The 25,569-nt window shown below is 56.7% G+C and carries 27 protein-coding genes; 17 read left to right on the top strand and 10 right to left on the bottom strand.

All coding sequences use genetic code 11. From position 1 onward, the window contains the following. Window positions 1-94: 94 nt before the first annotated feature. The 5 genes from hisI to tatC are packed head-to-tail and all read left to right on the top strand — an operon-like array spanning window position 95 to window position 2,452. Window positions 95-505 carry a phosphoribosyl-AMP cyclohydrolase gene (gene hisI, locus A3224_RS15565; protein ID WP_067156741.1) on the top strand — a complete coding sequence of 137 codons (411 nt, stop codon included), beginning with the start codon at window positions 95-97 and terminating at the stop codon, window positions 503-505. After that, complete coding sequence (locus A3224_RS15560) at window positions 502-837, top strand: phosphoribosyl-ATP diphosphatase (protein WP_067156739.1); 336 nt, start codon at window positions 502-504, stop codon at window positions 835-837. The genes hisI and A3224_RS15560 overlap by 4 nt, the downstream gene beginning before the upstream one ends. A 44-nt stretch (window positions 838-881) precedes the next feature. Beyond that, window positions 882-1,127 carry a Sec-independent protein translocase subunit TatA gene (tatA, locus tag A3224_RS15555; protein ID WP_067156735.1) on the top strand — a complete coding sequence of 82 codons (246 nt, stop codon included), beginning with the start codon at window positions 882-884 and terminating at the stop codon, window positions 1,125-1,127. A gap of 29 nt (window positions 1,128-1,156) precedes the next feature. Continuing rightward, window positions 1,157-1,663: a Sec-independent protein translocase protein TatB gene (gene tatB / locus A3224_RS15550; RefSeq protein ID WP_067156733.1), complete on the top strand. Its 507-nt coding sequence runs from the start codon at window positions 1,157-1,159 to the stop codon at window positions 1,661-1,663. Window positions 1,664-1,681: 18 nt separating this feature from the next. Next, window positions 1,682-2,452, top strand: coding sequence for a twin-arginine translocase subunit TatC (gene tatC, locus A3224_RS15545; RefSeq protein WP_067158153.1), 771 nt, complete (start codon window positions 1,682-1,684; stop codon window positions 2,450-2,452). A gap of 73 nt (window positions 2,453-2,525) precedes the next feature. Here the strand turns inward: tatC and A3224_RS15540 are convergent, their stop codons facing one another. Continuing rightward, complete coding sequence (locus tag A3224_RS15540) at window positions 2,526-3,422, bottom strand: AraC family transcriptional regulator (protein ID WP_067156731.1); 897 nt, start codon at window positions 3,420-3,422, stop codon at window positions 2,526-2,528. Window positions 3,423-3,650: 228 nt separating this feature from the next. Between A3224_RS15540 and A3224_RS15535 the strand changes: the two genes are divergently transcribed. Next, window positions 3,651-4,592: an SDR family oxidoreductase gene (locus tag A3224_RS15535; protein ID WP_067156728.1), complete on the top strand. Its 942-nt coding sequence runs from the start codon at window positions 3,651-3,653 to the stop codon at window positions 4,590-4,592. A gap of 195 nt (window positions 4,593-4,787) precedes the next feature. On the opposite strand, the gene A3224_RS16710 is transcribed toward A3224_RS15535, so the two are convergent. After that, window positions 4,788-4,958 carry a DUF3149 domain-containing protein gene (locus A3224_RS16710; protein ID WP_074901655.1) on the bottom strand — a complete coding sequence of 57 codons (171 nt, stop codon included), beginning with the start codon at window positions 4,956-4,958 and terminating at the stop codon, window positions 4,788-4,790. Between the two features lie 105 nt (window positions 4,959-5,063). Further along, a complete protein-coding gene (locus tag A3224_RS15530) occupies window positions 5,064-5,321 on the bottom strand; it encodes a hypothetical protein (RefSeq protein ID WP_067156726.1) in 258 nt (85 codons plus the stop codon). Window positions 5,322-5,332: 11 nt separating this feature from the next. Here A3224_RS15530 and A3224_RS15525 point away from each other — a divergent pair, with 11 nt between their 5' ends. Both A3224_RS15525 and A3224_RS15520 read left to right on the top strand, forming a co-directional pair. After that, window positions 5,333-6,499 carry an aminopeptidase gene (locus tag A3224_RS15525; protein WP_082817571.1) on the top strand — a complete coding sequence of 389 codons (1,167 nt, stop codon included), beginning with the start codon at window positions 5,333-5,335 and terminating at the stop codon, window positions 6,497-6,499. A 150-nt stretch (window positions 6,500-6,649) separates the two neighbouring features. After that, window positions 6,650-7,177: a TrmH family RNA methyltransferase gene (locus A3224_RS15520; protein ID WP_067156722.1), complete on the top strand. Its 528-nt coding sequence runs from the start codon at window positions 6,650-6,652 to the stop codon at window positions 7,175-7,177. A 38-nt stretch (window positions 7,178-7,215) separates the two neighbouring features. On the opposite strand, the gene dtd is transcribed toward A3224_RS15520, so the two are convergent. Then, window positions 7,216-7,653, bottom strand: coding sequence for a D-aminoacyl-tRNA deacylase (gene dtd / locus A3224_RS15515; protein WP_067156718.1), 438 nt, complete (start codon window positions 7,651-7,653; stop codon window positions 7,216-7,218). 127 nt (window positions 7,654-7,780) lie between these two features. Between dtd and A3224_RS15510 the strand changes: the two genes are divergently transcribed. The 6 genes from A3224_RS15510 (at window position 7,781) to A3224_RS15485 (ending at window position 14,712) form a co-directional block, all read left to right on the top strand. Then, window positions 7,781-8,770 carry an SDR family oxidoreductase gene (locus tag A3224_RS15510; protein WP_067158150.1) on the top strand — a complete coding sequence of 330 codons (990 nt, stop codon included), beginning with the start codon at window positions 7,781-7,783 and terminating at the stop codon, window positions 8,768-8,770. A gap of 112 nt (window positions 8,771-8,882) precedes the next feature. Continuing rightward, on the top strand, window positions 8,883-9,476 hold the full coding sequence (locus A3224_RS15505) for a DNA-3-methyladenine glycosylase I (RefSeq protein WP_067156716.1): 594 nt from the start codon (window positions 8,883-8,885) through the stop codon (window positions 9,474-9,476). Between the two features lie 424 nt (window positions 9,477-9,900). Then, the gene (locus A3224_RS15500; protein ID WP_067156713.1) at window positions 9,901-11,811 is read left to right on the top strand and encodes a DUF885 domain-containing protein; all 1,911 of its coding nucleotides are present in this window, start codon (window positions 9,901-9,903) and stop codon (window positions 11,809-11,811) included. Window positions 11,812-11,929: 118 nt separating this feature from the next. Further along, complete coding sequence (locus A3224_RS15495; RefSeq protein WP_067156710.1) at window positions 11,930-13,075, top strand: PQQ-dependent sugar dehydrogenase; 1,146 nt, start codon at window positions 11,930-11,932, stop codon at window positions 13,073-13,075. Between the two features lie 14 nt (window positions 13,076-13,089). After that, complete coding sequence (locus A3224_RS15490) at window positions 13,090-13,863, top strand: hypothetical protein (RefSeq protein ID WP_231902412.1); 774 nt, start codon at window positions 13,090-13,092, stop codon at window positions 13,861-13,863. A gap of 87 nt (window positions 13,864-13,950) precedes the next feature. Continuing rightward, window positions 13,951-14,712 carry a VIT1/CCC1 transporter family protein gene (locus A3224_RS15485; protein ID WP_067156705.1) on the top strand — a complete coding sequence of 254 codons (762 nt, stop codon included), beginning with the start codon at window positions 13,951-13,953 and terminating at the stop codon, window positions 14,710-14,712. Here the strand turns inward: A3224_RS15485 and A3224_RS15480 are convergent. From A3224_RS15480 to A3224_RS15465, 4 genes are all read right to left on the bottom strand, one after another. Then, window positions 14,709-15,737 carry a glycosyltransferase family 2 protein gene (locus A3224_RS15480; protein ID WP_067156703.1) on the bottom strand — a complete coding sequence of 343 codons (1,029 nt, stop codon included), beginning with the start codon at window positions 15,735-15,737 and terminating at the stop codon, window positions 14,709-14,711. The two genes, A3224_RS15485 and A3224_RS15480, sit on opposite strands and share 4 nt — an antisense overlap. Next, on the bottom strand, window positions 15,734-16,120 hold the full coding sequence (locus A3224_RS15475) for a GtrA family protein (RefSeq protein WP_067156701.1): 387 nt from the start codon (window positions 16,118-16,120) through the stop codon (window positions 15,734-15,736). Before A3224_RS15475 ends, A3224_RS15480 begins: the two co-directional genes overlap by 4 nt. After that, window positions 16,113-17,987: an NPCBM/NEW2 domain-containing protein gene (locus A3224_RS15470; RefSeq protein WP_067156700.1), complete on the bottom strand. Its 1,875-nt coding sequence runs from the start codon at window positions 17,985-17,987 to the stop codon at window positions 16,113-16,115. The genes A3224_RS15475 and A3224_RS15470 overlap by 8 nt, the downstream gene beginning before the upstream one ends. Before the next feature lie 120 nt (window positions 17,988-18,107). Continuing rightward, window positions 18,108-19,190, bottom strand: a complete 1,083-nt coding sequence (locus A3224_RS15465; protein WP_067156682.1) for a GGDEF domain-containing protein — start codon at window positions 19,188-19,190, stop codon at window positions 18,108-18,110. 174 nt (window positions 19,191-19,364) lie between these two features. On the opposite strand from A3224_RS15465, the gene A3224_RS15460 reads away from it, so the two are divergent. The 3 genes from A3224_RS15460 to A3224_RS15450 all read left to right on the top strand — a co-directional run bounded on the left by A3224_RS15460 (window position 19,365) and on the right by A3224_RS15450 (window position 21,519). After that, window positions 19,365-19,919, top strand: a complete 555-nt coding sequence (locus A3224_RS15460; protein WP_231902411.1) for a macro domain-containing protein — start codon at window positions 19,365-19,367, stop codon at window positions 19,917-19,919. 203 nt (window positions 19,920-20,122) lie between these two features. After that, complete coding sequence (locus A3224_RS15455; RefSeq protein WP_067156678.1) at window positions 20,123-20,608, top strand: arsinothricin resistance N-acetyltransferase ArsN1 family B; 486 nt, start codon at window positions 20,123-20,125, stop codon at window positions 20,606-20,608. Between the two features lie 347 nt (window positions 20,609-20,955). Further along, a complete protein-coding gene (locus A3224_RS15450; RefSeq protein ID WP_067156675.1) occupies window positions 20,956-21,519 on the top strand; it encodes a glutathione S-transferase family protein in 564 nt (187 codons plus the stop codon). A 30-nt stretch (window positions 21,520-21,549) separates the two neighbouring features. On the opposite strand, the gene A3224_RS15445 is transcribed toward A3224_RS15450, so the two are convergent. Continuing rightward, window positions 21,550-22,347 carry a helix-turn-helix transcriptional regulator gene (locus A3224_RS15445; protein WP_067156673.1) on the bottom strand — a complete coding sequence of 266 codons (798 nt, stop codon included), beginning with the start codon at window positions 22,345-22,347 and terminating at the stop codon, window positions 21,550-21,552. A gap of 282 nt (window positions 22,348-22,629) precedes the next feature. Then, window positions 22,630-25,392 carry an Lcl domain-containing protein gene (locus tag A3224_RS15440; protein WP_067156671.1) on the bottom strand — a complete coding sequence of 921 codons (2,763 nt, stop codon included), beginning with the start codon at window positions 25,390-25,392 and terminating at the stop codon, window positions 22,630-22,632. Window positions 25,393-25,569 lie beyond the last annotated feature (177 nt).

The following is a 25,569-nucleotide window of genomic DNA, read 5'->3' as shown; positions in this document are numbered from 1 at the left end:
CCTGTGTGTGCCGGTATCGTGCTAAAGGCCCGGCTTCACACTGCGGGTCTCAGACCCGCGCCAACCTACAATAGGAAGTCTGAAGGAAGAGACATTGACCAACGCAGATACGAGCACCAGCTTTATCGACCAGGTCAGCTGGAACAGTGACGGCTTGGTACCCGCCATAGCGCAGGACTTCGAGACCGGGCGCGTGCTGATGATGGCGTGGATGAATCGCGAATCGCTGGCTCTCACCGCCAGTGAGGGTTATGCGGTCTACTGGTCCCGTTCACGCAATAAACTCTGGCGCAAGGGCGAGTCTTCCGGACACCTGCAGCAGGTGCGCGAAATACGCCTCGACTGCGACGGCGATACCGTACTACTGCTGGTGGAACAGCAAGGCGGTATTGCCTGTCATACCGGGCGCGCCAGCTGCTTTTACAACCTGTTGCAGGACGGGGAGTGGAAAGAGAATCAGCCGGTGCTCCGGGACCCGGAAAGCATCTATGAGGGCAAGGCATGAGCGACCTGTTGCAGCAATTAGACGCGGTACTGGAAAGCCGCAAGCGCCAGGGCGATGCCGACAGCTCTTATGTGGCGAGCCTGCACAAAAAAGGCCTGAACAAGATTCTGGAAAAAGTTGGCGAAGAGGCCACCGAGGTAATACTCGCCGCCAAGGATGTGGAGTGTGGCGGCGACAGGCAGGCGATGATCTGCGAGACTGCCGACCTCTGGTTTCACTCCCTGGTGATGCTCTCGCACCTGGGGGCGGATTCACAAGACGTACTCAATGAGCTCGCGCGCCGCTTCGGCCTCTCCGGCCTGGAAGAGAAGGCCGCGCGCAGTAAAGATTAACTGGAAAAGTCAGCGAAAAGGCTGAGTAAAACCTGGAGAAGAGCATGGGATTTGGCGGAATTAATATTTGGCAGTTGCTGATTATTCTGGTCATCGTACTGCTGCTGTTTGGCACCAAGCGACTGCGCAACCTGGGCAGCGACCTGGGCGGTGCGCTCAAGGGCTTTAAAAAAGCCATGAAGGATGACGAGGAAAAAAAGGAACCGGAGAAGCTCGAACACGATGAACCGGAAAAACCGCAGCACAAGGATGACGCGCGGGAGCGGGACAAACAGTCCCAGGACAAGTGAAACTCTAAAGCCCTGCGTGAGAAACGCCCGTGTTTGATATCGGCTTTTTTGAACTTCTGATGGTTGCAATCGTGGGCCTACTGGTGGTGGGTCCGGAGCGGTTGCCGGACGCTGTGCGCACCACCGCCCGCTGGTGGTCTGGCGTCCGACGCATGTTGCACAATGCGCGCGCGGAGCTGGAAAGAGAGGTGGGCGCCGACGATATCCGCCGCGAGCTGCACAATGAGCGCATCATGCGCGAGCTGCAGGAGAGCCGCCGGGAAATGGAAAAGGCCTTCAACACCGTGGACGCGGAGCGCGAAAACGTCCCCACCGAGCCACATGCGGAACCGGCGCACTCCAAGGCGGAAAAGGAAGATTATTTGTCGGAACAGGACGAGAGCGCCACAGAGCTGCAGGACCCGGAGTACCCGGAGCACTGGCACGACTACGGCGACCCGGAACTGAATTCCCACCACCCGGACCGTGCCGCCCTCGCAGAGAAAGCCAGTACAGCAGCACAAAAAAAGCCGCAGGAAAAAGACAAGCAGTCCTGAGTGAAGGTAAGCAGCGACATGAGCGACCAGCCGGAAACCGACAGTCAGCAGCCGTTTATCGACCACCTGATCGAACTGCGCGACCGCCTCCTCAAAACTCTCTTGGTGGTGGTGGTTATCTTCGCCTGCATGGTGCCCTTTGCCGCAGAGATCTACGATTTCGTCGCCGATCCACTGCAGGCGCGCCTGGCGGAAGGCGCGGGTATGATCGCCACCGAAGTGACCTCCCCCTTCTTTACACCTTTTAAGACTACATTTGTGCTGGCCTTTTTTATTGCCATCCCTTTTGTGCTCTATCAAGCCTGGGCCTTTATCGCCCCCGGTTTGTACCAAAATGAAAGGCGTTTTGCCGTGCCTCTGCTGGTGTCCAGCGTTATCCTTTTTTACGCTGGCATGACCTTCGCCTATTTTGTTGTTTTCCCCATCATCTTTGATTTTTTCGTCGGCTCCGCCCATGCGGATATCCAGGTGATGCCGGATATCAGCCGCTACCTAGATCTTGTGCTGAAGCTTTTTTTTGCTTTTGGCTTCGCCTTTGAAATTCCCATCGCCACGGTACTGTTGATCTGGAGTGGCGCGGTAGATCCCAAGACCCTGGCAAGCAAACGCTCCTATGTGATCGTCGGCTGTTTCGTGGTGGGAATGCTGTTGACACCACCGGACGTGATTTCCCAATCCCTGTTGGCGGTTCCCATGTGGCTGCTGTTTGAGCTGGGTATTTTGCTTGGCCGCTGGATCCAGTCCGGGTCTAAGGCGTCGACAGAGCAAGATCAGGGAACTTCTGATTAATTCGCTGCCTGAGGTAAAGGTTTTGGGGCGCCGATGAGACGCTCAGGTAACGGACTTGGCGCCCCGCAATCCACTATCTTATTCCCGAAGGTAGTGGATGAGTGTGACTCCACTGCCGGGGAGACTGCCCGTACATGCGTTTGAACTCGCGGCTGAATTGAGAGGAGCTTACGTACCCCACTTCCATGGCCGCTTCGTTTACACTCATGCCTGCGGCAATTTTCACGGCCGCACTGTTCAGCCGCATCGCCTTCACAAACTGGATGGGCGACAGAGTGGTCGCCTGCTTGAACTTGCGGTGGAACACGGCCCGGCTCATTCCTACCTGCGCGGCCATCTCTTCAATGGTGACCGGCTCTGTCAAACGGGAAGACAGAAACGCAATTGCCCGGGCGATTTCATTGCCCACACCAAAGGCGCGCTTCGCACAATCTCCGGCTTCCCCCCTCAGTACGGCGTAATAGACTTCCCGTAGCCGGCCATCTCCAAGCACCGCCATATCCGCCGGGTTGTCCATCAATTGCAGCAGTCGCCACAGCGCGCCACCAAATGCGTCGTCCCAGCGCGCGAGTGTGACCCCCTGTTGTGGGGGTGGGTTGGTCTTGGGCTTGCGGATGGCGCCCGCGGCGTTTTGCATTGTGATTGCCAGATCGGTCATCACGCGCGTATCCAAGGAGATATATACCCCCAGAAGAGGAACCTCCGGCGAGGCTGCGGGCGTCCCCGCCTCTACCGGCATGGAAATGGGACAGCACAGGTATCGATTGCTGTCGTATAGGTAGCGCTTGCCGTCCAGTATGGCCTCTTTGGTACCACTCACAATGGCCACCACACTGGGCTCGTACACTGCCGGGGCGCAGCGAACCGGCTCGGTGACCCGGAAGAGTTGCACGCCCTTCACCCCGGTTTCCACCATGCCATCTTCACTAACCCTGCGCTCAATGAGTTGTTTTATCGGCTGTCTATACATGTGCTCACGGTAGCATTGCAAAATACACCCTTCAATCAGCGTGAGACAATCAGGCATGTATTAGCGACTATTTCGCCTATTTTGTTACATCCTCGATATTTATAGTTCAAACCGAATAGCGGGCACTGTCGCCCAATCATCCGCTTCCCCTGACTGGTGCAGCGAGACGGCACCTCATGATTTACCGGCGGCATATCGGCCGGATACGCAATCGAGAGAGTTTGAACAATGGCTATGCAACAAAAATTTGGACCCAATGGTTGGACGCCGGAGCGGCTCAGTTCGCTGAAGGGCAAGACGTTTGTCATCACCGGTGCCACTGCCGGCGCGGGCTTTGAGGCAACGCGAGTGCTCCTGTCCAAGGGTGCGAAAGTGGTGATGATGAACCGCAACGCCGACAAGTCCGCTGCCGCCATTGCGCGTCTGAAACAGGAGTTGGGCACTGATGCACAGGTGACGTTTGTGCAAATGGACCTGGCGGTACTGGATTCCGTGCGAGAAGCTGCGGCGAAAATAATGGCGCGGGTTCACCGGATCGACGCCCTTATTTGTAACGCGGCCATTGCTCAGGTCGCCCGGCAGGAGATCACCGTGGATGGCTTTGAAAGCCAGTTGGGGGTGAACCACTTCGGTCATTTTCTGCTCTGTGGGTTGCTCTTTGAGCGGATTGAAGCCTCGGGTGGGCGCATCGTGGTTGTCGGCAGCAACGCCTATAAAATGGGGCTGAAACGTATTCAGTTCGAAGATCTCAACTTCGATAAAAAATATACCCCCTGGAACGCCTACGCCCAGAGCAAGCTGGCACAGATGATGTTTGCTTACGAATTGCAGCGACGGGTTGAGGCGGCCGGAAAACGCACCCGGGTGCTGGTTTGCCATCCCGGCGCAGCCCGCACCAATTTGTTGAAGGACACGGCCGGCCCTCTCCAAAAGGCACTTTGGGCTGTGCTCTCGCTGTTGGCGCAATCCGCGGAAAAGGGGGCCTGGCCCGAAGTGATGTGTGCAACGGAAGAAGGGCTGGAACCCGCAAAATTATATGGACCTACAAGGTTCGAGATGGTGGGCCCGGTCGGCGAGTGCCCGCTGGAGGAACTTGCGCTTAATCGGGAAATGGCGGCTAAACTTTGGACCCTCTCTGAGCAGAAGACGTCACTGCGCTGGGCACTGTAGCCTGCTAGGGAACCTCTGATTAATTCGCGTGGACACAATGGTAGGTTCCGGGGCGCTCAGGCAATAGGACGGATATTTCGAAAACGCACGAGTACATCCCTGTAGCTTCGCCGGATACCGCCTTGTATCCGACGGTTTCGAAATCCTATTTCCTATCTTCGCTCGCGCCTTGCGCAAGCGTATACACTTCCTGTCTTATGATTGTCGCCGGGCCCCGTTCGAATCCGGCTCGGCGAGGTGGCTGTCCTTGTCGATATTGCGCAGTGCGAGGCGGATTAAATAGGTGGCCATCAGGAAAATAAAGGCGATGACTCCCAAGCTCAGCAGGCCGGAAAAACTGGTAAATAGGTCAATCAGTGCGTCCATATCTGACTCCGTCTTATACATGGGCGATAGTGTCAGTTTAGGAAGCAGCTAGTTGCGTGGCTTGACCTGGATCAAGCCACACGGGAAAAGGTGCAGGTGAAAGGACTACACAAGTGCGGCTATGCTGATAGCAACCAGTGCTCCGGCGGCAAGGGCGAACATGTCGCGCTCCTTTTCCCAGCCCGGCAGCAATATTAGTAGGGCCAGGGGGGGCAGAAAGATGGCGATTAGCCCCAACAGCAAGTGTTGCCGAAAACAGACACGCAACAGGCGCAGCCAGCAGAGGAAGGCGAAAACCAGCGCAAAGACGGTCAAGACGGCGGCGACCGGGGCCATGCCGGTGCCGGGGGTGGTCGGCTCCATGCAAACTCCTTATGCAAACGATGGTTAGAGTGTATATCAGCTTCCCGCGTTTACTCGCGTCGCTTGTGTCCCTGGCGGTATTACTGCTTTGTGGTTGTGAAACCGTGGAATACTACGCGCAGGCGGCGAGTGGTCAGTGGCGTCTTTTGTCCGCTCGCGAGCCGATTGAGGAGGTGGTAGCAGCACCGCAGACAGGGGAAAAACTGCGCGAACAGCTACGCCAGGTACAGAACATCCGCGCCTATGCCAAGGCGGAGCTGCGGCTGCCAGTGGGGCGGGCTTACGGTGCCTATGTGCAACTCGAGGAAGACTACCCCGTGTGGAATGTGTTGGCGGCGCCGGAGTTTTCCCTGACACCGAAGCGCTGGTGCTATCCGGTAGTCGGCTGCGCCAGCTACCGCGGTTATTTCCATAAGGCCGCCGCCGAGGAGAAGGCGCGGGAATTGTTGGCCCAGGGTTATGATGTCTATCTGGGCCCGGTACCCGCCTACAGTACCCTCGGCTGGTTTGATGACCCAGTGCTATCCAGCTTTGTCCACTGGTCGCCCGAGCGCCTGGCCGGCCTTTTGTTTCACGAGCTGGCGCACCGGCGGGTCTATATCTCCGGCGACACCCAGTTTAACGAGAGCTTCGCCACAGCGGTGTCGGAGCTGGCGCTGCCGGAATGGCGCCGCCGCTATGGCATCGAGGGCATGGGCGCCGATACCCGCGCGCAGGCGCTGGCGGTCAACCGCCTGATGACCGCAGCGCGCAAGCAGTTGCAGACCATTTATAAAGCGAGAGTCACCGACGAGAGCAAGCGCGCGCAGAAAGCCCAGGTGCTCTCGCGATTGCGTCACTGCTACCGCGAGCTTTCCGCCGACTGGCCCAATCCAGAGCGCTACCGGCGCTATATCGACAAGACCAATAATGCCACTTTGGCGTTGGTGGCTGAATATCAATCTCAGGTTCCGGCGTTTAAGCAGTTGTATCGCGAGAGTGATAGCTGGGAGGATTTCTACCGGGCCGCGGAGCGGCTGGGTGAATTGGGTAAGGAAAAGCGCAAGCGGCGCCTGAAACAGCTTGCGCAGCGCTATAAGGATTCCAGCACACCGGATGCCGACAGTATGGGGGCTGCGTTGTCGCCCAACGGAGAAAGCTGCATGCGAGGAGCGCGGCACGATTTGTCGTCAGGGTAACAGCGTTTTTCGCCAACGAATCTTTGCTTCGTTCCTTTGGGTGCTGTCGTTGGTTTTGGGGCGACTAGGCAAAGTCCTGGGCGTCTCAGCGGCTGAGAGGGTATCTTTCAGTCCAGCGAGGGAAGTCACCAATGGTTTTAAAGTCGCGAAATGAAAAACGTACAATTGGATCACGCTACTCACCAAAACAGTGGCAGGAAATATCCGCTCTGCCTTCTGGCATATAACATTAGAGTTCCAACGAATATAGGCAGCCTGTTCAGGATTGCCGACGCCCTGGGCGTTGAAAAATTATTTCTCTCAGGTGGTTCTATCTGTCCCCCTAACACCAAAATCAGAAAGACATCTCGCGCCGCGGAAAAATATGTGCCCTACGCCTATCATGAAAACACTCTGGATCTGGTAAAGCAGTTAAAAGGAGAAGGCTACAGAATTGTCTGTCTGGAAATTTCATCTGACAGCATGGATCTTGCGAACTTTTCTCCCAGGCCTGATGAAAAAATCTGCCTGGTGCTCGGATCGGAAAAGGAAGGTGTCGGCCAGGAGCTGCTGGATATCTCCGATACCACGGTTCATATTCCGATGCTGGGCAATAATTCCTCTATGAATGTGGCTTCCGCATGCGCTATTGCGGCTTATCACATCACGCAGAAGCTCGAGCTCGGGTGTTGTCACTGACCGGACGACAGCATCCCCGAAGATTGGACGCGGCCGCCTTATACTTCCAGCAGAAAAGTCACTGGTCCATCGTTCTGCAGTGAGACCTGCATATCCGCGGCAAACACGCCGCACTCCACCGGCGAGAATTGACGCCGCGCCTGCTCGACGAAATAGTCATAGAGCGCTTCCGCCTGTTGCGGTTTGGCGCCGCGGCTGAAGCTGGGGCGCAGGCCGCGGGAGGTGTCCGCCACCAGGGTAAACTGGCTTACCACCAGCAAACCGCCGCCAGCCTGCTGTAGGTTCAGATTCATGCGCCCCTGGTCGTCCCCGAATACGCGGTAGTGCAACACTTTGTGCAATAGTTTGTCGGCACTCTCCCGGTTGTCGTGCGCCTCTACCCCGAGCAGCAACAGCAGACCTTTGTCGATAGCTCCGACCGATTCTCCATTCACTTCCACCCGCGCATGGCGCACACGCTGTATCAAACCTTTCATGATTAACTCAACTGCTCTGGAACCGCATAAGGAAATGCCCTAGATTAGCCCAATGCCTCAGCCCAATAAACCGTGGATAGGCGCGGACAACGATAACCCCAATAAAATTATCAGGCGGCCAAATACAGTGAAACATGCTTTTGTCACCGGTGGCACTGGCTTTTTGGGTGCCAATCTGATCGAACAATTGCGCGCGGACGGGTGGCGTGTCACCGCGATGCACCGCCCCGACTCCGATACCCGGCTGCCGCGGCAATTGGGCGCGGAACTTGTGCAGGCCACCCTGACCGATGAGGAGTCGCTGCGCGTGGCTGTGCCGGAAAACGTCGATGCGCTCTTTCATCTGGCCGCCAACACCAATATGTGGCGTGGCGGCAATGCCCGGCAGTGGCGCGACAACGTCGAGGGAACGGCCAATATCGCGCGCGTGGCGCGGGAGAAAAACGTCGGGCGCATGATTCTCACCAGTTCTATTTCCGCCTACGGCTACCACAGTGAAACTATTACTGAGGAGAGCCCACAGCTGGCAGACGACCCGCGCCACCACTATCTCTACAGCAAAAAGCACGCGGAACTGGCGTTACGAGGGGAAATAGAGCGCGGCCTGGATGCTGTGATTCTGAATCCCTGTGGTATCGTCGGTAAATACGATCGCGGCAACTGGGCGCAGACTTTTTTTATGATTCAACGAGGGCAGTTGCCGGGTGTGCCGCCGGGCAGCGGTTCCTTTTGTCACGCCGGCTCAGTGGCGCGCGCGCATATTGATGCATATCTTCGGGGGCGCTGCGGCGAAAACTATATTCTCGCCGGTGTGGATGCGAGCTTCCTGGAATTTTTTGGGAAAATTGCCGAGCTGCTCGGTAAACCGGTGCCCAAGCGTACCACGCCCGCATTTGTGATCCGCGCACTGGCGCGCTTGTACGATGTAGTATCGCGCTTCAGTGGGCGCGAGCCTGTGATCACGCCGGAAAAAGCCGCCCTGATTACCCGGCGCGTCACCGCCAGCGGCGCCAAGGCCGAACGGGAACTGGGCTACAGGCCTGACGTAGATTTGGAAACCATGCTGCGCGAATGCCGTGACTGGCTGATGGCGCAGGGCTTATTGGAGAAACCGTGAACCGCAGCAATATCGTTTTCGTTTTGGTCATGCTGCTGCTGATATTGCAGCTGATTCAGTATTACTTCTTTTCTGGCAGTTAAGCTGCCTCAATAACAGAACGGCAATACCTGTGGAAGATACACGCTGCAGCTGGTGTTTGAGTACACCGCTCTATCAGAAATACCACGACGAGGAATGGGGCCAGCCGGTCACTGATGACGCCACCATGTTCGAGTTTCTCCTGCTGGAGGGTGCCCAGGCGGGGCTGGCGTGGATCACCGTGCTGAACAAGCGGGAAAATTACCGCCGGGCTTTTGACAATTTCGATGCGGAAAAAATTGCCCGTTACACGCCGCACAAAATTGAACGACTGTTGCAAGACCCCGGTATTATCCGCAATCGACTGAAGGTGGAGTCGGCGGTAAAAAATGCCCGCGCTTATCTCGCTTTGCGTGACAGTGGTACCAGTCTGTGTGACTTTCTGTGGCAGTTTACCGGCGGCCGGGTGCGCGTAAATCGCCACCGCCGCCCGGAACAGGTGCCGGCCACCACGCCGGAAGCGGATGCTATGAGTAAAGCACTGAAGAAGGCGGGCTTCAGTTTTGTTGGCAGCACTATCATCTATGCCCATATGCAGGCCACAGGTATGGTCAATGACCATCTGGTGACCTGCCCTGCCTACCAGCGGTGTATCGACACGGCAGTGGCGAAAAACCTGCTTTAAAAAATCTTATTAGGGAACCTCTGATTAATTCACTTCCTGACGATAAAAACTCTTTGGAGCCAGATGAGAAGCTCAGGTGATAGGCTGGCCATTGCGAAACCGTCGGATACAGGGATGTATCCATCGGAGCTACAGGGAAGTACTCGTGCGTTTTCGAAATGGCCAGCCTATTGCCTGAGCGCCCCGCAACCTACTGTAGTGTTCACGCGAATTAATCAGTGGTTCCTCTGAAAATCTTGGGAGCGAATTACCCAAGGTTTTTCATCGTTTGCTTTCTGAAGCCGCCAACTGTTTCATCGAGTATCCGAAAGGTCATCAATTTGGCTCTTATTCTGCGGCGCAATAAGGGCCTAATCGACACCTCGCCAATTTCGTGTCAAAGTAGTCAGCGTTTTTCTGTACGAAATATGATCGAGACACGAAGATGCCCAAGAAACTAATAAACCCCCTGCACCGTGTACCCCTGATTCCCAGTCTGCTGGCCGTCGCTATTGTCGCCGGTTGCCAGCGCGAAGAGGCCCACGAGGCCGCACCCCAGGCCTCCAACACTGTGGCAAGCGCCGCTGAGGCCAAGGACACCGCGGCTGAGCCCGCCGCGGAAACCCAGCGCTTGACTGAGTGGTTCGACCAGCGCTACGAGGAAGAGTTACAGTTCAGTCCGATTATGCTCAGCTACTTGGGTCGTAAGGATCTCTACGACCAGATCGACGATATGAGCGAAGCCGCCGACGCGCGCAAGCTGGCTTGGAAAGCGAAGACCGTCGAAGAACTGAAAAAAAACTTCGACTACGACAAGCTGACCCCGGCGGGCAAGGAATCCTACGATCTGTGGATCTTCCAATACGAACAGGAGAAAGCGGCCGAGCCCTTCAAGCGCCATTCCTATTTCGCTGGTGAGCTGGGCGGTCCCGAGGCCCAGCTGCCCAATTTCCTGATCAATATCCACAAGGTGAATTCCACCGAGGACATGGACGCTTATATCGCCCGGATTGATGGTATCGGCCGCGCCATGGGACAGATTCTCGAGCGCGCCCAGCTCGCGGCCAAAGACGGCATTCGCCCGCCGCGTTTCGCCTATGATCTGGCCATAGAACGCGCGCAAAAAGTTACCTCCGGGGCGCCTTTCGACGGTGAGGGCGACGCCCCGCTCTATGCCGATGCCAAGAGCAAGATCGAAGCGCTGAAAAAAGACGGAAAAATAGACGACAAAGCCGCAGCGGCGTATGAGGCACAGGTACGGGAAAAGCTGACTGACAAGTTCAAGCCTGCGTTTGATGCCTATATCGCCTGGCTGCAAAAAGACCGTGAAAACACCAGTGCGGAGGCCAAGGGTGTCTCCAGCCTGCCGAATGGCGAGGCCTATTACAACAACCGCTTGGCCAATTACACCACCCTGGATCTGACCGCCGACGAGGTGCACCAGATAGGTCTGGATGAAGTGGCTCGCATCCGCAAGGAAATGGAAGGCATCAAAGAGCAGGTGGGCTTTGAGGGCAGCCTGCAGGAATTCTTCACCTTTATCCGCAACGACAAACAGTTCTACTACCCCAATACCGACGAAGGTCGCGAGGCTTATCTGGCGGAGACCCGGGGCTTCCTCGACGATGTAGAAAAACAGCTGCCGAAATACTTCGGTCTGCTGCCCAAGGCGAAGCTGGTAGTCAAGCGGGTTGAACCCTTCCGCGAAGTGCCGGGGGGCGCCCAGCACTACCAACCCGGTACCCCCGATGGCTCGCGTCCCGGCACTTACTATGTGCATATGTCTGACATGAGCGCCCTCTCCACCACCGATATGGAGACAGTGACCTATCACGAGGGTAATCCCGGCCACCACATGCAGATTTCTATTGCTCAGGAGCTGGAGGGTATCCCGCAATTCCGCACCCAGGCACACTTTACGCCCTATATCGAGGGCTGGGGCCTTTACTCGGAAAGACTTGCCAAGGAAATGGGGCAATTCAAAGATCCCTACAAGGACTTCGGCCGCCTGACCGCGGAAATGTGGCGGGCCATCCGCTTGGTGGTGGATACCGGTATGCACGCCAAGGGCTGGAGCCAGGAGCAGGCGGTAGAGTATTTCCTGGAAAACTCCGCTATCCCAGAGGGTGCGGTGCGCTCTGAGGTGCGCCGCTATCTGACCCTGCCGGGCCAGGCGACCTCCTACAAAATCGGCATGCTGAAAATTCTTGAACTGCGCGAGCAGGCGAAGCAACAGCTGGGCGATAAGTTTGATATCCGCGGCTTCCACGACACAGTGCTCGGCGGCGGTGCCCTGCCGTTGCCGATGTTGGAAAAACGGGTTAATGCCTGGATTGAACAGGTCAAAGCCGGTTAATTCATCGCGGTGGATTCGATCGAACAGGCCGGGCATTGCCCGGCCTGTTTGCTATGGGCGATAGTTCTTTGTGCCAGCCAATTGAATTGGCGAATCAAGAAATAACAAGGAGAGAGCAATGAAAATAACAGTGAGGTATCTCCGCCGTTGGTTGACTGCTGCTGTGCTCGTCGGCGCCGCGGTTCTGACAAATGCGGCGGAAATGGTGGAGGAGAAAGTCGACAGTGAACTCCACAGTTTCCGTATCGTTCAGCTGGCCTCTGGATTGCATCACCCCTGGGCAGTGGCGCCCCTGCCGGACGGTCGCTTTCTGGTGAGCGAGCGTCGCGGCCGATTGGCTTTGATTGAAAACGATAAAGTCGTGTACATCGAGGGTGTGCCAAAGGTATCCGCGCTGGGTCAGGGCGGCCTGCTGGACTTGGTATTGCACCCGCGCTATGGCGATGGTGAACACGACTGGATTTATATGACCTATTCCAAGCCCGGAGAGACAGGCTCCGCCACGGCACTGGCGCGGGCGAAACTCAAAGGTGCCGCACTGACGGATTTCCAGGAACTCTTCGTGCAGGACCGCTACTCCCAGCCGGGGCGCCACTACGGCTCGCGGCTGGCCTGGCGCGCGGACGGCACTCTGTTGATGACCATCGGTGACCGGGGTGTAACCCCGGAGCGGGCACAGGATAAAAAAGACCATGCCGGCAGCGTACTGCGGCTGACGGAGACTGGTACGGCGCCGGCGGACAACCCCTTTGCCGGCGAAGACACCGGTCTGGACGAAATCTACAGCTACGGCAACCGCAATATTCAAGGGCTGGTAGTGGCCGCCGACGGCCGTATCTGGGCCAGCGAACACGCGGCGTTGACAGGAGATGAATTGAACCTGATCGAAGCGGGACAAAACTACGGTTGGCCGATAGTGACGCGCAGCAAGGACTACGGAACCAAGGAGCCGATTGGCGCTCCGTCCATGCCCGGTGTGCGCGATGCGCAATATATTTACCAAGGCCGTTTCGCGCCCTCGGGATTGGCACAGGTAAAGAGCAATTTCTTTCCGGAATGGGAAGGCAATCTGCTCGCCGGTGGCCTCGGCAGTCAGAAGTTATTGCGCATACAACTGAACGGCGACAAGGTCGTAGAAACAGAGATTTTACTTGAAGGGCAGCTGGGCCGTATCCGCGATGTACGCCAGGGCCCAGATGGGTATATCTATCTGCTCAACGACACCAGTGACGGCGGTCTCTACCGCTTGGAACCGGCCGGCTGAGAAGGAGAAAGATCGTGAAGAGTATCCAATTATTTACAATAGTTCCCGCTTTATTGCTGTTTTTGTTCACGGGCGTGGCGGGTGCCGCAGAAGCAGTTCCCACTGAAATTGTTGTGCGCGCTAAAGCCAAGGATGCCAAGTTTATTGGCACATCCATTGGCGGCGCCCTGGTGCGTATCCGCGATACCGACACTGGCGAGATACTGGCGCAGGGCCTCACTCAGGGCGGCACCGGCAATACCGAGCGCATTATGAAAACTCCCCGCAACCGCTATGACAGGATCGGCGAGGGTGCGGCAAAGTTCGAAGCCAAGCTCGATATCAGCGAGCCGGTGTTTGTGACTGTGGAAGTGTTGGCTCCCCACATTAAAAAACAAGCGCGGGTGCTGGCGCAGACCCAGACTTGGCTGGTACCGGGAAAACCCATCGGCGGTGACGGCTTGATTGTGGAAATACCCGGCATGGTGGTGGATGTACTGAGCCCGAAGACGCTTTCCGTCACCAGCAAAGACCAGGGGCCGTTCGAGATTAGCGCCAATGTGGTAATGATGTGCGGTTGTCCGCTGACCGATGGCGGCCTTTGGGATGGCAGTAAAATTGAGGTGGCCGCGATCGTCAAAAAAGACGGGCAACCCCATCAAACACTGCCCTTGCAGTTGACGGACACCAACACTTTCAGCGCGCCCCTGCGGACTGCGGAGTCGGGGGTTTATGAAATCCTTGTTTACGCCTATGACCCGAAGACCGGCAACACCGGCGTGGACAGGACCAGCTTTGTTGTCAGGTAGATAGCATCGCCTGAGCACCGCTGAACCGACAATAGCCTTCGCGCGATTGAATCAGAGGGCCCTAAAAGGATTGTGAGGAAAGCAGCGATGAAAGAATCGGGCAGGAAGGCTCTGCTCAGGGAGCACCGGCGGGAAAATATCGCGCGGCGTTTGCAGCGGAAACCCCGATCGCAGAAAGTGTCGGACTTTGTGCTCGGCGCTATCGACGGCTGTGTCACTACTTTTGCCGTGGTATCCGGCGCCTTTGGCGCCGGCTTTTCTCCGCTGGTGATACTGGTGATGGGATTCGCCAATCTGCTCGCTGACGGCTTCAGCATGGCGGTGAGCAACTTTGAAGCGGTGGACGCCCAGCGCAAGCATCTGGCGGCGGCCCGGCGCACCGAGGAGCGCCATATCGCCCTGGTGCCGGAGGGGGAGCGGGAAGAAATACGGCAGATCTTCGCCAATAAGGGCTTTAGCGGCGAGACGCTGGAAAGCATAGTCACGACTATTACCGCTGATCGCGAGCTGTGGATAGAGACAATGCTTACCGAGGAGTACGGCCTTGGTCAGGAGCGAGTCAGCCCGCTGGTTTCGGCGCTGGTCACCTTTACCGCTTTTGTTTTCATCGGCGTGGTTCCACTTACGCCCTTTTTGTTTTCCTCGTTGGAACAGCAGGTGCAGTTTAATATCAGCGCGCTGCTGGCCGGCCTGATGTTCTTTGTTATCGGAATGCTCAAAAGCCTGGTGTACGCGCGGCCGGTGCTGCGCTCCGGGTTCAGCACTCTGCTGTTGGGCGGTGCGGCCGCGGCGCTGGCATTTCTGATCGGTTATTGGTTGCGGGCGCTGTTTGGCATCGATAGCGTTTAATCGACGGTTGCCGCGACTTTTTTCTGTTTTATTGCCCCCGACTTCTCTACGCCGAGGACCGTATCGATATGGTATCTCGGCCGCTGCTTCACTTCCTCGAACAACTTGGCGATATACTCTCCGATCACGCCCAGGCACAACAGTTGCACACTGCCGATAAACAACAAGGGCAGCAAAATAGAGGCCCAGCCGGGCACGGCGTTGGCAGTAAACAGCCGCGTCGCCAGCACCCAGACGATAACGATAAATGAAAAGGCGCTCGCAGCGAGACCCAGCAGCGTGATCGCCCGCAGCGGTGCACTGGAAAAGGCGGTAATTCCGCTCCAGGCCAGGGAGAGCATTCGGCGCAGCGGATATTTGCTCTCGCCGGCGGCGCGCGAAAGGCGGCGGTATTCCACTTGCGAAGAGCGGAAACCCAACTGTCGCACCATGCCGCGCAGGAAGAGGTTGGCCTCCGGGTATTGCAGTAGCGCGTTCAGCGCGCGGCGCGACAACAGGCGGAAGTCGGCGTGGTTGAATACCAGATCCACACCCAGCTTGTGCATGACTTTGTAGTAGCCTTCCGCGGTGAAGCGCTTGAAAAAGGTGTCTGTGTGACGTTCGCTGCGTACGCCGTAGACCACATCGCTTCCCTGTAAATAGTGGTCCAGCATTGTCTCTATATTTTCCGCACCGTCCTGTAAGTCGGCGTCAATGCTGACCACTGCCTCCTCGATCGTCTGGCTGAGGCCCGCGTGCAGCGCATTCTGATGGCCGCGGTTGCGAGACAGTTTAACAGCGACTATGGAATCCTCCCGGTCGGCGATTTCCCGCATCAGCTCCCAGGTGTTGTCGCGACTGCCGTCGTCCACCAAATAAATTTTGGAGTCCGCAGTGGCCTTGCCGATACGTATCAGTCGCTGCAGTTGCCGGATAAGCTCCGCACAACTGTCGAGCAGTATTTCTTCTTCGTTATAGCAGGGGACCACTATTGCCAGGGAGGGCGCGTTCCGAAAGCGCGCTGCGGCGCTCGCATGTTCCTTCATGATTTCTCCCGATAAATCCAGTACTGATGCAGGGTAAAGTTGCTGATCAGGGTGATAAGAGTGGCGAGGCACTGGGCGATTAAGTAGTGGAAGGTCAGTAATAGGAGGGCAAAGCTCGCGGTATTTATCCCCAGGCCGATCAGCGCCACCAGCATAAATTTCGGCAGCGTGCGCCAGTGGCTGGCGCGGCTGGCGAAGGTGAAGCGGTAGTTGAGCCAGTAATTGCAGCCGGCGGAGATGGCAAAGGAGGCCGCTGAGGCAAGTACGGGATTAACCGACAGCCGTTCCACCAGCAGTGCCAATAGTAAAAACTGTACCAGCGTCGCGGTGCCGCCGACCGCGGTAAAGCGCACCAGGCGCTGGCGCAGCAGCCACTCAATCATTGCCCGGCCTCCTCTTCAGAAACCGGGCCATGGCCCAGGCCGCGTGATCGTGGTGGTTGCTGCCGAGCGGTTCCACCACCAGGGTCAGGGTTTCGGCGCCCTGTAGCGGCAACAGTATTTCCCCGGCCGCGCCATGGGCGAAGGCGCCGCTGGAAAATACCGGCTCACCGTCTAGCAGTAGCTTGAACTCCACTAGTCCCCGGCGGCCGCCGTCGTCGGTGAGGCCGTAATAGCTGTGGAAGTACTCGGCGCCGGTGGGAATGGTGTAGCGTGTTTTACTCAGTGCATGTACCCCGAGGCCTCGGGGAAAGTGCTGGCCGTCGATGGAGATAGGGCCACCTTGAACACTCTGGTCCCTGCCCAGGCTGCCCCACTGCTGGCGGTGGGACACAGCGCGCAGTGCGCTTAAGAAAGCTTTTCCATCGCGCTCGAAAGCCGCGGCCTGGGACCAGTGTTGCCAAATGTGGGCGCCGCCGGCGATCAGCACCAGGCCGGCCCCCGCCACTAGGGCAATGGTGGGCGTGTGAATTTTTTCCGCGGACGCGCGGCGCGGGCGCCGGACACCCAGCAACAGCACTACCTGCGCCAGCAGCAGGCCCTCGGCGGGTTTGCGGTAGCGCCCTTCGTTAACGGCAATCGGCAGCAGCCCCTGTACCAGAATCCAAGTGGCGATCAGCACCGGCAGCAGGCGCCGGCCGCGCAGGCGCCGCCAGGAAATGACGGTGGCGGCGATCAGCAGCAGCGTCAGCGGCGCCCACAGCCAGCGCATCTGAATATTGATGCGGTCCAGGGCGCGCGCGGTGTTATTGTCCGGCCAGGAGGCGCCGAAAAAGAGATAGATGAGGTTTTCCTTGGCAATCCACAGGTAATTGGAAAACGTCAGTGGATTTTCGGCCAGCGCCCGTTTCCAGTCTTCGCCACCCTGGGTTAGATCGATGGTCACTTCTACGGCGCCGCGGCGCGCCGTCTGCCAGTCGGAAAGGGGCTCCAGGGGTTTTTCTCCGATAGAGGGGGAGGAAAACCAATAACTCCAGCGCTGCCCTTCGCGAAGATAGTGGATGTTGATCTGCTTTTTGCCGGAACGCGTGTATATCGATACCAGTTTGCCGTTGCCGTGCGGGGCAAAGATTTGCACCTGTTGGTAGGCGCGATAGGTGAGGGGGCCGAGAAGCAGCGCCAACAGCAGCAGCGACCAGGCCGCCTTGCGCACCTTGTCCCCCTGTGCCAGCCACAGCCAGCTGCAGGTCACTGCCGCCAGGGGGATGGCGATGCCTCGGGTGAGTCCGGCCAGGGCCCACAGCAGAACCATCGGCAAAAAACTCCGCAGCGTCTGCTTGCGTCGGCAGCGCCAGCTGGCGTAGAGCGCCGCTCCCAACAGCGGCAACAGCAGCGTTTCCTGCATAAAGTAGCTGTAGATGACCGTCCAGGAGGGCAACAGTGACAGCGCGGCCCAGCCGGCGAGGGCCATGGTTTTACTCGGCTGCAGTTCACGCAGGAAGCGGTACCAGATCCAGGGCGTCATCAACGACAGTAGCGCGGTGTAGAAGGCCACCAGCAGAGGGTCTTTCAAGGTGAGCTTGCCGAGCAGGCCGATATAGAGCTGATAGAGCAGCGGGTCGGTGAGTGCCATGGGATCGCTGCGCAGGGCGTCCACGCCCTGCTCCCAGTGGCGCTGTGGATCGCTCCAGATATGGTCGACGGGGTTGTAATGCAGGATGTAGTCAATCCGCAGCCAGGCACCGGCAAATACCAAGCCGTAAAGCAGGGCGTAGACACACTCACGTCGGCTCAGGCGCAGTTGCGGCAGGGAAATGGGAGACAGATAAAAACGGCGGCTTGCTGCTGACTGCGCCGGTTGGCTATCCATGGCTGCGTTTCCGTTGGGGTTGATGGCGGAATGGCAGCCATTTTAACTATGAGGGATCGACCGATTGGTCGAAGGGCGCGCCAATTGCCGATTGTGAGACAGGGTTCCGCTCCTGCCGAGCTACAGCGCAACCACTTGATTGCGCCCACCCTCTTTGGCGCGGTACATACGCGCGTCTGCCTCTGCCAGCAACTGGCCGTGGGTACTGCTGGACGGGCCGCCTTCGGCGACGCCGAAGCTGATGGAGATTTGTACCGGCGGGTCGTACTGGTCGCTGAGCGCTTCCACCTTGCCGCGCAGTTTTTCCGCCAGCTTGCCGCCGCCTTGCAGGTCTGTGTTCGGCAGCAGCAGAAGAAATTCCTCTCCACCCCAGCGCGCCACTATATCGCCGGCGCGGGTGTTTCCCCTCAGCACTTCGGCCACATCCTGCAGTACTCGGTCGCCGAAGGCGTGGCCGTAGGTGTCATTGATGGTCTTGAAATTGTCCAGATCGCCGATCAGCACCGTGTAGCGGCCGGAGAGGTGGCGGTTGCGCCTTTCCAGTTCGTTCATTGCACGGTATGCCTCGCGGCGGTTGGCGAGTCCGGTGAGGGCGTCGGTGGATGCGTGGCTCTCAAGCTCCTGGGTCAACCGGTGCAACAGCTGTTGGGTTTGGTGACGGCTGCTGTCCAGCAGTGCCGTAAGTGCGGTAAGTGAGCCGAAAACAGCGATAAAACGGACCCGGTAGGCAGTGTCGTAGTCGGCAGTGAGACCGGGGAAATTCGGGTAGAAGAGCACCAGCGCCGTGGCGCCACCGATTGCCAGCAGTGCTGCCACTCCATGCTTGTGGCCATAGAGGTTGATAAAGCCGGGCACCAGCATCACCGCCCACATCAAGCCCGTATTGTTCACTCCGCCGGACAGTAGCAAATAGAAGTAGAGTACGAGCAGCAGAGCGCCCACCAAAAGCGGTGTTTTCGGGCTCGGCCCCATTAGGTTAATGGAGATGTAGGCGCAGAGAATCAGGCCCCCCACAGCAAACAGCGTGGTGGCTTGCCACAGGTCGCCGCCGGAGAGTGCGATCACCGCCATGGCGCCAGTAATCGCAAGAGAGAAGATCAGCATATAGCCGGAGGCCTGGACACGCCGGCGCAGCTCTATCTGATGTGCCTCCTGGACTGGGTCGCGAAACCCCGAGTTCTGGCTGTTATTCCCTGAGATCATGGGAGGGCCCTGTGATTTCCCGGGCCCCTGTCTGTGGCCCGCAGTCGTGCGCTGGCGGCGCGGTGTCCTGTTGTTCTTTGGGCGGGCAAGTATATTGCGATTCACCCGGGTACCCAACGTACTGGGCTAGATTATCAGAGACACAAATCACAAAGATTGAAGCCTGTGGAAAAAATGAAACTGACTTGCGGTGATATCCTGACTCTGCGCGGCGATGCGTTGGTGTGCCCGGCCCATAAACACCTGATCCGGGGGCGGGGCCTGTCCGCACAGATCTTCGATCGCGCCGGAGAAGCTTTGGCCGAAGAGTGCGCGCGGTTGCCGGAGTGCCCGGTGGGTGGGGCCCGTATCACCAGTGCGCCCAATCTTTCCGTACGCTATTTGATACACACCGTCACGCCGCAGTGGAGCAGTGGAGACCAGTGGGGGGTAGAGGGCGTGGTGCAATTGCGGCAGTGTTACGAGAATGTCCTCGGCTTAGCGCGGGAGCGGGGACTCCGGCGATTGTTGTTCCCGGCACTGGGAGCCGGAACCAACCGCTTTCCTCACGCCATCGCAGCACATCAGGCATTGGTAATGCTCCACAGTCAGGTAGCGGAGTTTGGGAAACTTACGGTGTGTCTGCACTCTGCGGCGGCGTTAGGGGAGTGGCAGCGGGTGGAGCGCCGTTTCTTTAAGGAACCTCTGATTAATTCGCTTCCTGACGGTAAAAATTCTTTGGAGCTATGAGAAGCTCAGGTGATAGGATGGCCATTTCGAAACCGACGGATACAGGGATGTATCCGTCGGAGCTACAGGGAAGTACTCGTGCGTTTTCGAAATGGCCATCCTATTGCCTGAGCGCCACGGAACTAACCAAAGCGTTCACGCGAATTAATCAGAGGTTCCTTAATATCAAAGGAACCTATGGCTGATAGGAAAGTAACAATAATATGATACGAGAAGCAGAAAAATCAGACGCGGCAAGAATTGCCGAAATTTATAACTATTATGTTGAAAACAGCTTTGTGACATTTGAGGTCGACCGGGTATCGGAAGATGAAATGGCGAAGCGTATACAGGGGTGTTTAGAAAGCGATCTTCCTTGGCTCGTTGCTGAACACAAGCGTTCGGTAATTGGTTACTGCTATGCCAGTCCTTGGAAGGGACGCTGTGCTTATCGCTATTCTGTTGAATCTACAGTTTATTTGGATATTTCTTTGACCTCGAAAGGCTGGGGAACCAAATTATACAATGAGTTGTTGGCTCGCTTAAAGAAGCGCGGAATTCACGTGGTAATTTCTGGAATTGCTCTACCCAATAAGGCGAGTGTTGCTTTGCACGAAAAGTTTGGTATGGAAAAGGTGGCGCACTTTAAAGAGGTGGGAAGAAAATTTGAAAGGTGGATAGATGTGGGATACTGGCAATGTCTTATCTGAAGTGCCCTTGATAAATTTTCGTAAGTACTACATTGTTTTCCTGGCATTCACACTGTGGGCTGGATGTTTAGAAATGCCTGACCCACTATCTGGAGATGTCTCATCTAGATGTGAAGAACAGGCAGTGAATTAAAAAGAAATTACTTGAAGCCTGTCTATATTAGGTTTTATTTGTAAGCCACACAGTCAGCAGTGATTGACCGAAAAAGAGTCCAATAATTCTTTTTGGTGTGCTGCCATAGCGAGATAAAGCCCCTGATAATTTTGATTAATTTGTGAGTTGGTTGCCACATAATCTTGCGTCTTTGTAATCTGAATTTACTGATCTTTAGTAAAGGAATCTATGTATGAAACTGTTTGGAAGCTTAACTTCACCCTTTGTACGCCATTGCCGTATTGCATTGATGCAATCTGGGCTCGACTGGGAAATGGTGGAGATCGACATTCACAGCAGCCAAAATCCGGAAACGCCCACACTGCGCGTTCCGTTTTTGCATGACGATAGATTAAGGCTGACTGACTCGACGCCAATTTTGAAGTATGTCCGCGAAAAGTCCGGAATGGAATTTATTCCGAATGTGCAGGATTTTGACCGGTATTGCCTCGCAAACACGCTACTGGATTCGGCGATTGCCCTGTTTTTGCTGGAGCGCAGTGGTTTCGATATCAACAGCAATGCTTACACGCTGCGGCAGCAGAAGCGTATAGAACGGGTTCTGTCCGAGTTGGACGCGGCACCACTGCCCGAATCGGGGCGGTTGGGAGATGCGGACTACCGAGTGGCAGTGGCAGTAGCCTGGGGGCAGTTCCGGAACCGCTTTTCTATCGATTCGCACACCAACCTGCAGCGTCTTTTGGCAATTGCCGAAGAGGACTCCAGCTTCTGCGCCACGGTACCGCCGGCAGCATAGTGCGAGCAGAGCAATGCGGAAAAACCGCGCTCAACAGGCGTGCCCAAGCCACAAGGCCATGAGCGCGGCCCTGCTGCTCACATTGAATTTGCGGTAGATGTTCATGACATGCTTGTGCGTAGTGTCCGGCTTGAGTTCGAGTTTTTCCGCAATTTCTTTTTCTGTCAGGTTGGTCAGCAACCAGTGCAGAACTTTTTTTTCTGAAGGCGTCAGCGGGTTTTCCGCGATCAGCAGGCCGTGGGCAAGCAGCAGTTTGCGGTGAAACCAGCCTAGAGGGCGCAGAATTTCCATGGCGAGATCAAGGTCCGCTGACTCATATGGCGGCTGGTCACGCATTCGTTGGAAGCAATAGTAGGATTCCGCATCACAGCCGGAGGGAGCGACGACAAACAGTGTATCGGTAATCTGTTTGTCCCGGTAAAACGCCTGGTAGTGAGGGCTGTCGAAGAAGCCCTCGGACACGTGATCACGCATGAGTGTGCCGCGAAACCGCCCGGCCCCGCGAATGTGATTGAGCGTGCTCTCATCGACTTCATAGGTACCGGCCATCACTTCTCTGGTGTAGTGTGCGTGGAGTGACTGGTCTGCAGGTTGTTCCCCGTAAAAGAATACCGGCCCGGGACGCCAGCCGAGCATATAGTCGCGCTCAGGGCTCAAGTGCTCCAGGCACACTGCGCTCAGCCAGTAGGCGTGATTCGTACCTATCATTTCGCTGATGGAGGCCAGTAAAAAGTGCAGCCCTTCGTCAGCGAGTCGGGCAGCGGGCATAGTGGCAAGCTGGTCCCATATGCGGTGCTTGCCATCTTCTGTGGATAAATTCGGGGGCAAAGTCTCAATCCCTGCAGTGATTGGGCAATAATACTAGGGAACCTCTGATTAATTCGCTTCCTGACGGTAAAAATTTTTTGGAGCTAGATAAGAAGCTCGGGTGATAGTCTGGCCATTTCGAAACCGTCGGATACAGGGATGTATCCGTCGGAGCTACAGGGAAGTACTTGTGCGTTTTCGAAATGGCCATGCTATTGCCTGAGCGCCACGGAACTAACCAAAGCGTTCACGCGAATTAATCAGAGGTTCCCTAGATAATCTACCACAGGGAAAGATGCCAAATTACGGAAACATTTCGTCCAGCATACGGATGGCGGCGTTGGTGATTTCGGCGTGCACCTCATCGCTGTGTTCAGTATCGATAAATTCCGCCAGGTCATTGAAGCGGGCGTTGTTCTCCTGGAGAAAGGCGTTGTAGGCTGCCTCATTCTCCCCGGCCTCAATCAGATTGGAGACGGATACCACGGTGCAGACAACCCCTACCGTAACGATCACCGCCGGGAGCGCCGCTATGCTGGCGCTGCCGGAAGTAAATGCCGATACGGTCACCCCGGCCTTGGCGGCGGCGGCAGCGGTGTGCACCATGGCGGTCGACAGTACAACGCTGGATGTGAGGGTGATGTAGGTCCCTACCCCGCTGGCAACCGCCACTCCGCCCACGGCTCCCGCGGAAATCAGGTCGGCATCGGTTGTAGCGATGGCATCGGCGAGTACCTGCGGGAAGCCCGTGGAAACATAAACGCAGTGCAGACCGAAACAGTCACTCAGTTCCGCAAAGTAATCGGCGACTTTCTGCTCTGCGTTGGTCACAAGTGCCTCGCGGCGATCATTGATATGCGCCATGGTGATTGTCAGTAGCCATATCTCATCATTGTTCAGTGCACTCTGCGGTCTTTGCGTCAGCGCCACGATCAGCTCGTTGATGGTGGCGTACAGTGATGCGGCGGCTTCCTGGTTTCCGCTGGCGGTATCTTGGGTAAAGTTGGCGATGATCTCGGACACCGATGCGCCGGAATCCAGCTGCGAGACAACATAGTCTCGCCAAGGCGCAACCGTGGAATCCGCCGCGGCATCTTCCACCAGTGATGCTCTGAGCGTTTCGAAGAAATCACTCAGTATCTGCTGGCTTGCACTGCCTTCCACGGCTTTGAGAAATAGCTGCTGAGTCAGATTGACACCATAGGCCGGAGTGGTGGGTACCTCGATGGTGACACTTGGAGTGTCGAACGAGATTTCGATAGGGTCTGTGACCGGAACTGTATCACCGGGATCGACATCCGGGGGATCGTCCAGTTTCACTTTGGTACAGATATAGGGTGACGGGCAGATTTCATAGGAAAACTCGCCCGTTGATACCTCGAACGCATGGCAGCGCATGACGTTCTCGAACATACCGTAAGTGCGATATGCGCATTCGTATTTAAGATCGACTTCGGGCGCTGCGTTGACCGCAATACAGCGCTCGTCATCACACCCTATATCCCAGCCGGATTCCCAGTTGCACATGTTGTACGGGATGAGTTCGGGATGAGGATATTCCTCGCAGTAATGGACAAGTCGGTTCGGTTCCGAGTCACTGCCGCCCGCCAGCTCAAAATACACCGGCGCGGCCTCATCAAAACTCGCCTTCAAGCGTAAATACAGGGTTTTGCTTTTATGGTTCGCCGCCGCGATGAGAGCGCCATCGCTGGCGGTTACCTGTGTCAGCGGCGTACCGGAAAAGTCGGACTCAGTAAACAGTTCGAAAGTGTAATGTGTCGCTTGCTCCGACCGTATATTCTGTGCGGCGAGGAAATAGCTGAGATCCTGCATGATGTCAGTATTTTCAGGAACAGTAATTTCCATGTAGCCCAGTGCCTGTCCGTCGTCGGCAATACTGTCTTTTAACAGGAAAGACTGCGGTGACTCTGTGTCGAATTGAGCCAGATCTACCGGTGTGGGTGTCGCGGGGTTTTCGCTGACAAGTGGGGCGATACCGATGGTGACGGTGGCCGATTCTGACGTTTCACTTCCGTCGCTCACGGTGAATGTAAAGCTGTCCTCGCCGGTATATTCGTGGTCGAGGATATACTCCAGCTGGGGCGGGTTCCCCCGCAGTGCGCCGTGCTGAGGTTCGGTAACCAGGGTATAGATAAGGTCGTCACCGTCGGGATCTTCACCTGAGAGCGTGATATCCAGTTTTTGTTCACCGCTGGTCGGTGCGATAGGCAGGTCATCCGGCGCAATGGCGATGCGTTGGGACGTGGCCACCGGTGCCTGATTGCCGCTGACCAAGCGCAGATTCAGCGCTTCATAGGGTTCCCGGAGCACCGCTTCTCCCTGGCTGAAGTCCATTGCCCAAACGTATTGGTGGTCGGCGGCATCGCTACTCCAGTAAGTCGTTTCGGCAACACCATTAATTCCGGGAAATTGCGCGACGCCGGTATGGTAGCTGGAAGCGTCAGATTCTTCGCTCAGTAGCGTGGCCAGTTCTGCAATGCTCGGAATGCGCCAATTTGTTAGGCCGCACAAATTTAAGGCGCGGATGCGTTCGGCAAAGGCGCGCGTATTACAGTCGGCACCGCCGGTGAGCGTGTTACCTGCGTAGCACTGCCCCAGGCCAGAGGCTTTGTTGAGCGTCTCACTGTCCGGGTTATACCAGCTGAAACTGTTGGCCGCTGAGTGATCGTTTTGTGCGTTTGGCCGTTTCACCTCCCAGACAAGTCCGCTGATGGTGTCTTGCACGCAAGCCCACTGGCTGCCTTCCTCTTCACTGCCGCTATCACTCCAGGCCACAGACTGGATCTCCAGCGGCGCGCCGTCGCTGCCGAGTTTGATCAGGGATGAAGGTTCTGGTGGCGGCAAATCCCCGTCACCTGAGTCGGTGACGGGATCTTCGGTGGGGTCTTCTACTGGATCTTCCCCGGGGTCCAGGTCCGGCTCTTCAATTGGTGTGTCGGAGATTTCCTGTGATGCGGTTTGCTCGGTATCGGATTCCAGGCCATTGCCGCAGGCCGTCAGAGTTAATACCGAGAGCAGCACAGCGAAGCTGTTGCGAAATACCATGAGTCCCCCAAGTGGAATAAAAATTAGCCCGGTTTTTTGGCGCGAAGCTATCAGATAGGGGGGCTGTGTCTATTCCCTATTCAGGGAGTGCGGATCGTCCGAGGTTCGCTGTGTGACGTCGCCCCTTGATGACGTAGCGGGGATAAATGCATAAAAAAACGGGCCGAAGGGCCCGTT

The sequence above is a fragment of the Microbulbifer thermotolerans genome (assembly GCF_001617625.1).
GTDB lineage: Bacteria > Pseudomonadota > Gammaproteobacteria > Pseudomonadales > Cellvibrionaceae > Microbulbifer > Microbulbifer thermotolerans.
The sequence above is the reverse complement of the archived record's forward strand: the minus strand, read 5'-3'. Positions and strand labels throughout refer to the sequence as shown.